This is a genomic window from Rhodoplanes roseus (assembly GCF_003258865.1).
Classification (GTDB): Bacteria; Pseudomonadota; Alphaproteobacteria; order Rhizobiales; family Xanthobacteraceae; genus Rhodoplanes; species Rhodoplanes roseus.
This window is the reverse complement of record NZ_NPEX01000058.1, coordinates 20,524-27,987: the sequence shown is the minus strand read 5'-3', so window position 1 is coordinate 27,987 and position 7,464 is coordinate 20,524. Positions and strand designations below refer to the sequence as shown.

7 protein-coding genes are annotated in these 7,464 nt (G+C 72.2%); 3 read left to right on the top strand and 4 right to left on the bottom strand.

Annotated elements, in window-relative coordinates; genetic code table 11:
• Both CH341_RS11040 and CH341_RS11035 read right to left on the bottom strand, forming a co-directional pair.
• Positions 1 to 845, bottom strand: an 845-nt coding sequence (locus CH341_RS11040) for a DUF6600 domain-containing protein (RefSeq protein WP_342635010.1), incomplete at its 3' end; no start/stop codon positions are given.
• Between the two features lie 236 nt (positions 846 to 1,081).
• Positions 1,082 to 1,960 carry a hypothetical protein gene (locus CH341_RS11035; RefSeq protein WP_245430994.1) on the bottom strand — a complete coding sequence of 293 codons (879 nt, stop codon included), beginning with the start codon at positions 1,958 to 1,960 and terminating at the stop codon, positions 1,082 to 1,084.
• A gap of 347 nt (positions 1,961 to 2,307) precedes the next feature.
• Between CH341_RS11035 and CH341_RS11030 the strand changes: the two genes are divergently transcribed.
• The 3 genes from CH341_RS11030 to CH341_RS11020 all read left to right on the top strand — a co-directional run bounded on the left by CH341_RS11030 (position 2,308) and on the right by CH341_RS11020 (position 4,629).
• The gene (locus tag CH341_RS11030; protein ID WP_111419080.1) at positions 2,308 to 2,589 is read left to right on the top strand and encodes a hypothetical protein; all 282 of its coding nucleotides are present in this window, start codon (positions 2,308 to 2,310) and stop codon (positions 2,587 to 2,589) included.
• 233 nt (positions 2,590 to 2,822) lie between these two features.
• Positions 2,823 to 3,392: a hypothetical protein gene (locus tag CH341_RS34150; protein WP_170149573.1), complete on the top strand. Its 570-nt coding sequence runs from the start codon at positions 2,823 to 2,825 to the stop codon at positions 3,390 to 3,392.
• Positions 3,349 to 4,629 (top strand): DNA-packaging protein, encoded by a 1,281-nt coding sequence (locus CH341_RS11020; RefSeq protein WP_111419079.1) that lies wholly within the window; start codon positions 3,349 to 3,351, stop codon positions 4,627 to 4,629. The genes CH341_RS34150 and CH341_RS11020 overlap by 44 nt, the downstream gene beginning before the upstream one ends.
• A 34-nt stretch (positions 4,630 to 4,663) precedes the next feature.
• Here the strand turns inward: CH341_RS11020 and CH341_RS34145 are convergent, their stop codons facing one another.
• Together CH341_RS34145 and CH341_RS11015 are read right to left on the bottom strand one after the other, a co-directional pair.
• Positions 4,664 to 4,807, bottom strand: coding sequence for a hypothetical protein (locus CH341_RS34145; protein WP_170149572.1), 144 nt, complete (start codon positions 4,805 to 4,807; stop codon positions 4,664 to 4,666).
• 257 nt (positions 4,808 to 5,064) lie between these two features.
• Positions 5,065 to 7,437 (bottom strand): PAS domain-containing hybrid sensor histidine kinase/response regulator, encoded by a 2,373-nt coding sequence (locus CH341_RS11015; RefSeq protein WP_111419078.1) that lies wholly within the window; start codon positions 7,435 to 7,437, stop codon positions 5,065 to 5,067.
• Between the last annotated feature and the right edge of the window lie 27 nt (positions 7,438 to 7,464).

Genomic DNA, 7,464 nt, shown 5'->3' with positions numbered 1-7,464 from the left:
TTGCGGGCCGGCGCCACCGTGGTGCGGCTCTCGCGGATGTAGGACCTGTCGCGCATCACCCGGCTGCGCCGGTCGCGCAGATCGTCGACCCGGACCTCGACGCCGCCCGGCACCATGCCGGTGCCGGCCAGGATGCGGGGCTGCACCGACCAGGTGCGGATCGGGCGGCCATAGGCCGCCGCGATATAGGCCGGCGGGATGCCCGGATTGACGGCGAAGCGCGGACCGCGGTCGGAGACGACGACGGTGCGGTTCACGATGACGGTGTCGCGCAGATAGACGTCGCGCTCGCGCACCGGGAGCAGCACCGAGGCGATCGACGCGGCGACGAGGTCGCGCGGACGCACGAAGGTCCAGTAGGCCGGCCGCTCGCGCACCTCGACGACGATCTCGTCGGGCGGCAGCGGCGCCCAGCCCACCGCCTTGTCGCCGCGGCGCCAGTCGACCCAGGCCGGAGCCCATTCGTTGCCCGGCACCCAGGCCCAGCCGATCTGGTCGTCCTCGACCCAGCGGCCGTAGTGATAGACGACGGTGCCCCAGGAGGCTTCCTGCTCGGCCGCGTTCCAGTACCAGCCGTAATCGTCGGAGTAGACCCAGCGGCCGCGCGTGTAGGGCCGCCAGTCGCGACCGACGTCCCCCGGCACCCAGACCTCGCCCCAGCGCTGGTGGCGCTGCCACTTGCCGTGCGGCTCGAGCGCCCCGCGGAATTCCGCCGACACCTCGACGCGCTCCTGCGCGGCGGCCGGTGTCGAGACGCTCGCCGCGAAAGGCAGCGTGAAGGCTGCCACGGCGAGCCCGGCCGCGAGGGCCGTCGAGCTCAGAAGACGAAGACCTGTCCGACGCATGCACGTTCCTCCTGCGGCGTGTTGTTGGTGAATGCGCTCGTTCCAGCCGGTCACGGGCGTCGCGTGCTGCCGCTCTGCACGAACGAGCCCGTCGCTCCGCCGTTCGGCGGATCGTCAACGAGGCAACGTGGGGTGGATCGGACTGTTCCGGTCGGTCGCGCGCCGCACGGCGATGTGCGGGGTTGCCGGGCAGCTCGGGATCGCGCGGCCGTGGTCGCGCGATCCCGACGCTTCGATCAGGGCAGGACGGTGCGGCTGGTCGTCGTCACCGGCCGGCGATGGCCCATCCAGGCCGGGACCGCGCCGCCGTCGCGATGCTGACCGCCCGCCACGGCGGCGAACCACGCCGCGACCGCGCCGAGCAGGGCGGCCGCACCGGTCATGAAGCCGATCACGAGCCCGGCCCGCCGCGCCTTGGTGATGGTCTCGGACGAGCGCGCCACGACCTGGTCGACCCGCCGCGTCGCGTCGGCCTCGTTGAGGCCGGTGCGGGCCGCGGTGAGCCGGATCAGCCAGGCCCGGTCGTCGGGCTGCAGGCCGCTGTGGCTCGACGCGGAGAGCAGGAGACGTCCGGCTTCGGCGCGCGTCGCCGCGACGTCGCCCTGCGGCGGACGCTCCGAGCGGAACAGCCGGTCGATCTCCGGCGCGATCAGGGATTCGGATCCGACCGAGGCGGCCGGGCCGGCATTGCCGCTGCCCGGCGCCGTGACGCGGCTGAGCGCCTGGGTGGCCGAGAGGGCGATCAGCGCGGTCAGGATGGTGGCGAGCGCCCAGGCGATCAGCCCGTGGGCGCCGTCGCGCAGCTCGGCCTCGTCACTGTCGGGCGCATAGCGCGCCGAGGTCAGTCGGCCCGTCACATAGCCGCCGAGGCCGTAGGCCGCGAGTGCCGACAGCACCAGATAAAGGCCCGACAGCAGCACCAGGGCGAAGGAGGTGTCGCGCCAGGTCGGGGCCGTCGAGCTGATCGACAGGCCGACCGCCGCCGCGAAGGCATGAAGCACCAGCGCGAGAGCGGCAGCGGCGAGCGCGCCCGCCACGATCGGCCCCCACTGGGGGGAGAAGCCGGCGGCGCGCGTCGATGCGCCCGGCTCGGACACGGGGTCGGTCCAGGTCATGTCACCCTCCGCCGCGGTCAACGCAGACCCAGGAACGACAGGATGACCATCACCACAACGATGAGCCCGACCAGATAGATGATACCGTTCATGCCTCGCCTCCAGCGTTCTGGCCGCCGCCGCGGCCGGTCGCTGGCTCAACGGGAGCGATTGTCGAAAGTTCCTGCTGTCGAGGTACGGCGATGCAAGCGACTGCGGCACGGCGGGTCCGCCGCGGGCGCCTCTTGACCGCGCCGCGGTACCTCGCTACGTCCGACATGGAATTGTTCCAACGGATTTTTTCTGGCGGCCGGCCCCATCCTGTCGCTGCTTCGATCGAGCCGGACGCCCCATTTCGGAGAGTCGTCATGCGCATCGTCTACGCCCTCGTCGCCGTCGCCCTGGTGCTGTTCGCGTTCGACAAGCTTCCGTTCGCGTCGAAGCGGAGCGGGGCGCCGGGCCAGCCCACGGCAGCACAGCCGGTGGGGGGCAAGGCCACGACATCGTCCGCGATGTCGTCCGCCCCGTCTGCGTCTCCGGCCGCCAAGGTCGTCGAGGCGCCGCGGCCCACCTATGTGGCGTCGCGCGAATGCGTGCGCACCACCTTCGGGGCCATGAACTGCCGGGAAGTCACGACCCTGAAGCCGTGATCCGGGCGGGCATCTCGCGCCTCGCCTGAATGGCTGTCGGAGCCGCGGCCGGCCGTCGCCGGCTGCCGTGCGGACGCGACGGCGGCTGTCCGATCCTCGTCGCGGCGGGGCGTGTCCCGCCGCTGCGCGGGCGCACCCGCTCGCTCCCTCCGCTTCGATCTCGCTCGCGCGCTTGCGGCCCGCCGTGCCGATCGCACGTCCGCCCGCATCGACGGGCTCTCCGCGAGGCCGCCATGACGAGCCGGTTCGCCAAGCGCGTCTGGGACCCGACGCTGCTCGCCGAGCTGCGCTGCCGCTACGAGCAGACGTCGGAGACGGTCACCGCCATCGCGGCCTCGCACGACATTCCCCGCACGTCGTTCCGGGCGCTGATCCATGCGAACGGCTGGCAGCGTCGCGGCGCGGGCCGGCCGCCCCCCGAGTCGTCGGCCGAGGTGCCCTCCGCACCCCCGGCCTCCGATGCGCCGGAGGCGGTCGAGGGACTGGTCGCGCGGCTCGAGCAGGCGGTCGCCCGCGAGATCTCGGCGCTGGAGGCGAGCCACGCCGGCCGGGTGCGAAAACCGGAGCCGGCGGCCGACACCGAGCGCATCGTGCGCAGCCTCGAGCGCCTCACCGACACGCTGGCGAAGGTGCGCCGCATGCGCGAGCCCGCGGCCGCGACGGATCCCGATGACGACCTGCCCCGAGACCTCGACGAGTTCCGTCGCGTGCTTGCGCGCCGCATTGAGCAGCTCGTCGGCCGCCGGGCTGACGAAGACGATGCTGGCGACCCTGCCGCCGACGGCGCTGCGGAGGCTGGCTGACGACTTCGCGCTGTTCGCGCATGCGCACCAGGAGCACGCCGAGACCGGCAACGACGGCGCGCCGTGGATCACCTGGCTGGTGCTGGGCGGGCGCGGTGCCGGAAAGACGCGGCTCGGCGCCGAATGGGTGCGGGCGCTGGTGCACGGCACGGCTCCGTATGCGGCGCATCGCTACGGCGCGCTGGCGCTGGTCGGCGAGAGCGAGCGCGACGCCCGCGACGTGATGGTGGAGGGCGCCTCCGGCCTGCTGACGATCTCGCCCCGCGGCGAGCGGCCGCTGTGGATCCCCACGCGGCGGCGCCTCGAATGGCCGAACGGCGCGGTGGCGCAGGTGTTCTCCGCCGACGATCCGGATTCGTTGCGCGGGCCGCAGTTCGACGCGGCGTGGTGCGACGAGCTGGCGAAGTGGCGCTACGCCGACGCCGCCTTCGACATGCTGCAGTTCGGACTGCGCCTCGGCACCACGCCGCGCCAGATGATCACGACGACGCCGCGGCCGATCCCGCTGATCAGGAGGCTGATCGCCGATCCGCACACGCGCGTCACCCGGGCCGGAACGGCGGCGAACCGCGATCACCTGGCGCCGGCGTTCCTGAGGACCGTCGTGGCTCGTTATGCCGGCACCCGGCTGGGCCGGCAGGAGCTCGACGGCGAGCTGATCGAGGATCGGCCCGACGCGTTGTGGTCGCGCGCCCTGATCGAGGCGTGCCGGGTGCGCGCCGCGCCGCCGCTGTCGCGTATCGTCGTCGGGCTCGATCCGCCCGGCTCGTCGCGGCGCGGCGCCGATGCCTGCGGCATGGTCGCGGCCGGGCGGGGCGAGGGCGGTCTCGTCTACGTGCTGGAGGACGCCTCCGAGAGCGGGCTGACGCCGGCCGCGTGGGCGGCGCGCGCCGTCGCGCTGGTTCGCCGGCTCGACGCGGACGCCATCGTCGCCGAGGTCAACATGGGCGGCGAGATGGTGAAGACCGTGCTGCGCGAGGTCGACGCGACCGTGCCGGTGAAGGCCGTGCACGCGACGCGCGGGAAATGGCTACGGGCCGAGCCGGTCGCGGCGCTCTACGAGCAGGGCCGGGTGAAGCATGTCGGCGCGTTTCCGCCGCTCGAGGACGAGATGTGCGACTTCGGCCTGGACGGCCTCTCCTCGGGCCGCTCGCCCGACCGCCTCGACGCCCTGGTGTGGGCCGTCACGGCGCTGACCGCCGGATCGCGCGGCGAGCCGCGGGTTCGCCGGCTGTAGCGCGTCCGCCCTGGATCGACGGACCGTGATCAGATCACGGTCGGCGTTTCGGCGCCGGTTGGCGCACCGCGCGCGGGTCGGCCGGCGGTTCGATCGCCAGCGGCAGCAGCACGACCGACAATGCGAGCGCCATCACGGGCATGGCGCCCATGACGATTTCGGCGAGCGACTGAGTCATCCGAGTAGCTCCTGAGGTGGCGTGCCGCGTCTCGATTCACGAGGCAAGCTTCGTGCCGGCGATGAGGTTCGGAGCTGCCGTCGCCCGCATCTTTGGACGTCCTTGTGCCCGATGCGTAACACCTCGATGCAGACGCAGCCATGCGAATGCCCGCATGGCTGGTCGTCGGGCTTGCGCCGGTCGCGGTTGACGACTCCTGAACGCGCAACGCCATCGGGCGATCCGCGTTCCTGCTCGGTCGGCGCCGCAGCAGCCGATCAGGCCGGATCGTCGTCGCGTGTGCGGCGGCGCGCTTCACTGAGCTGCACCAGATTGCTGGGCGTCGCGCGCGTGTCGGCGATCGCTTTCGCCGCGGCGCGGCCGATGTCGGCGAGCTGGAAGGGCTTGCGCACCACCGTGAACTCGCTGTCGGCGCGGGCCGCCGCCTCGCTGTAGCCGGTGACCAGCACGATCGGCAGATCGGGGTGCTGCCGGCGCAGCGTGCGGGCGAGGGCGAAGCCGTCCATGTCGCCGGCCATCACCACGTCGCTGACCACCAGTGCGAAGTCGCGTTCGGCGACCGCCGCGAGTGCGCTGGCCGCATCGGCGGCGCGTTCCACCCGGTAGCCCAGCTCGACCAGCATGGCGGCGCTGATCTCGGCGACGTCCGGGTTGTCCTCGACCAGCAGCGCGGCCCCGTCCTGGCCGACCGGCATCGTCGTCGCCTCGCCGAATTTCGGCCGGGCGTGCGACCGCGGCAGATAGATCGTGACCGTGGTGCCGGCCCCGAGCCGGCTCTCGACCGTGACGGTGCCGCCGGACTGATGGGCGAAGCCGTGCACCTGGGAGAGGCCGAGGCCGGTGCCCTGCTGCGCCTGCTTGGTGGTGAAGAAGGGATCGAACACCCGCGGCAGGATGTCGGGTGCGATGCCGGTCCCGGTGTCGGCGACCGAGAGGGCGACGAAATCGCCAGAGACCGCGTCCGGCGTATCGGCCGCGGCGAGCACGACGTTCTCGCAGACGATCGTGATCATGCCGTCGTTCGGCATGGCGTCGCGGGCGTTGACGACGAGATTGAGCAGCGCGAGCTCGAACTCGCTGACGTCGACCTTGACGGGCCAGACCGAGCGGCGGACGTCGATCGCCAGCGTGGCGGCGTTTCCGATCGAGCTCTCGATCATGGCGCGGAAACCGTCGAGATGGTCGTCGACGGCGATCACCACGGGGTTGAGGGTCTGGCGCCGCGAGAAGGTGAGGAGCTGGCGGGTCAGCGCCTCGCCGCGCTTGGTGGCGATGCCGATCGCCTCGACGGCGCGCAGGCCCTTGGGGTCGTTGCCGGCCAGCGTCCTCATCGTGGCGAGGTGGCCGCCGATGATCATCAGCAGATTGTTGAAGTCGTGCGCGACGCCGCCGGTGAGTTGGCCGAGCGCCTCCATCTTCTGGGCGCGGGCGCGCTGCGCCTCGGCCTTCTGCAGCGCCTTCTGGGCCTCGCGCCGCTCGGTGATGTCGCGCGTGATCTTGGCGAAACCGATCAGCGTGCCGGTCTCGTCGCGGATCGGATCGATCACCACATGGGCCCAGAACAACTGGCCGTCGCGCCGCATGCGCCAGCCCTCGGCCTCGTAGCGGCCCTCCTCGGCGGCCCGCTGCAGGGCGCGAGCCGGGAAGCCGGCGGCGCGCTCGTGGTCGGTGTAGAAGCGCGAGAAGTGCTGGCCGACGATCTCGTCCGCCGTGTAGCCCTTGATGGCCTCGGCGCCGGCGTTCCAGTTGGTGATGTTGCCGTTCGGATCCAGCATGTAGAGCGCGTAATCGGTGACGCCCTTCACCAGCAGCCGGAACTGGCGCTCGCTCTCGCGCAGCGCCTCCTGGGCGGCGCGCCGCTCGGTGGCGTCGCGGGTGATCTTGGCGAAGCCGACCAGGCTGCCGTCGACGCGGATCGGCTCGACCACGACGGAGGCCCAGAACCGGGTGCCGTCCTTGCGCACGCGCCAGCCCTCGGCCTCGTAGCGGCCCTCGCGGATCGCGGTGTCGAGAACCCGCACGGGCAGTCCGGCGAGGCGGTCCTCCCGCGTGTAGAAGCGCGAGAAGTGCTGGCCGACGATCTCGTCGGACGAGAACCCCTTCATGCGCTCCGCGCCGGTGTTCCAGTGCGTGATGTTGCCGCTGGGATCGAGCATGTAGATGGCGTGGTCGGTCAGGCTGTCGACCACCAGGCGGAAGTTGCGCTCGCTGGCCTGCAAAGCCTCCTCGGCCGCCCGGCGCTCCGACAGGTCGCGGGTGACGAGCGCGAAGCCGATGCGGCGGCCCGGCGCTTCCTCGATCGGGCGGAGGACCGTGAACGACCAGAAGCGCGAGCCGTCCTTGCGCAGCCGCCATCCTTCGCGCGCGGCGCGGCCGTCTCGGGAGGCCTCGTCCATCAGGCGCTGCGGGACGCCGGCCGCCTGGTCCTCGGCCGTGAAGAACCGCGCCAGCGGCTCGCCGATCGCCTCGGCGGGCGAGAAGCCTTCGATGCGCTGCGCCCCCGAGTTCCAGCTCGTCACCGTGCCGGCCGGGTCCAGCATGGAGATGGCATAGTCGGTCACCGCATCGACGAGCAGATGGAACCGCTGATCGTCGCTCGGCTGGCGGGAGGCTTCGGTCGTCAGTTTCATGATCCGGAAAAATCGGCCTGGGAGGTG